Here is a 1,574-nt window from a genome sequence, read left to right on the forward strand (position 1 = left end):
TTAGGCGGTCGCCGTGTAGGCCGGTCATCATCTCGGCGAATGCCGTGGCGTGGGTGGCGGTCGCGGACAGGTGCGGGCAGGCTGCGAGCGCGTGATCGAGCTTGTCCTGGTCGTCGTCTTCGAGGTTGTCGGGGTGGCGGAGCATCCAGGAGGTGACGTGGCGGACCTTTGGTATTGGAGGTGTGGGCGGTGGCGCGGCGCGGAGCGGACGGAACGGTGCAAGGTAGCGGGCGACGGTTGCCCGGCTGCCCCGATATCCCTGTTTGGTGATCTCCCGGTAGAGCGTGCTCGCGTTGGTGGCGCCGTCGTTCCATCGTTGGTTGAGGTAGGCCCTGTAGGGGTCCAGGACGCTGGGCCGGCCCGCACGGGGATGGGCCAGCAGTTCCTCGGCGGTGCCGGCGCGGTAGAAGCGCCGAACGGTTTCCGTGGACAGCCCGAGTTCACCCTTGATGGCCTTGATGCCCTTGCCTTGGGTCTTAAGGGCGTGGACTGCCTGGTGGCGGGCCTTGGTGCGTGCGACCAGTGTGGAGTTCTCCTTTCGCCTGACTTGGGCGACCGTAGCTGCCTGAATGAGGTCGGCGGCAGGGCCTGATCCGCCGGGAAGCTCGGATGGGATGTCGTTTTGTTGGCGCAGGCAGCTGTGATGTGCGGCGACGGTCTTCTCGACGTGCTCGGCGAGGTTGTGCCAGAGGTGCCAGCGGTCGGCGACTTGGATCGCGTTCGGGGCTGCCTTGCGGGTGGCCTCGGCGTAGGTGGTGGCCCGGTCCCGGCAGACGACCTCGATGCCCGGATGCTCGCCTAACCATGCGGCGAACGTATCGGCGCTGCGATCAGCAAGCAGGTCGACCGGTGTGTGGGTGTTGATGTCAACCAGGACCGTGCCGTACATGTGCCCACGACGCAATGCGAAGTCGTCGACGCCGAGGACTTTGAGGGAGTCGATCTGCGGGTCGGGTAAGTCTCGCACCAGTCGTAGCAGGCTGGCGCGGCCGACGGCTATGCCCAGGTGTGTGGCCAGCCGGGAACCGGCGCGACCGGCCAGTGTCACGCCGATTCTCTCCAATAGCTTGCGCAGCAACGGTGTACGACGCGCATACCGGGATGTCAGTCCTGGCACCTGTTCGGCGAACGTCACCGCGGGACAGCTGGCAGCCGAACAGAACAGACGGCGTACCTCCAGCTTGATCAGAACCGGCCGACCACCCACCGGGGTGTCGGCGAGCCGGCGCCAGTAGCGGCTGTGCACCCGCCGCGAGACGGATCCACACCGCGGGCACGCGACACCTGTGCGTCGGGTGCGCGCAGATATCTCCACCACCGCGGATGTGAGTTCGACACCAGTAGCGATGACACCGGTCAGATGCGGTAACAGCTGCGGCAACGAAAGGTACACTCAAGGTCGCCCTTCTTGTGGAGCCGGGTTTCTTGGTCGAAACCGAACCTGCACAAGAAGGGCTTCATTTATTCCGAACGACACGCGCCGACATAGTCAAGATTTGGTTATTACAAGAAATCGTCGAGGTCGCTCCACGCGCACCAAACCGAGCCCACCACCTCACGAAATTTGAGACAGA

The 1,574-nt window shown here is 64.6% G+C and carries 1 protein-coding gene; it reads right to left on the reverse strand.

The window, feature by feature from the left end; all coding sequences use genetic code 11:
• Positions 1-1,393, reverse strand: a 1,393-nt coding sequence (locus ABNF93_RS34605; RefSeq protein WP_349332492.1) for an ISL3 family transposase, incomplete at its 3' end; no start/stop codon positions are given.
• Positions 1,394-1,574 lie beyond the last annotated feature (181 nt).

The organism is Actinopolymorpha sp. B9G3 (assembly GCF_040120725.1).
Taxonomy (GTDB): Bacteria; Actinomycetota; Actinomycetes; order Propionibacteriales; family Actinopolymorphaceae; genus Thermasporomyces.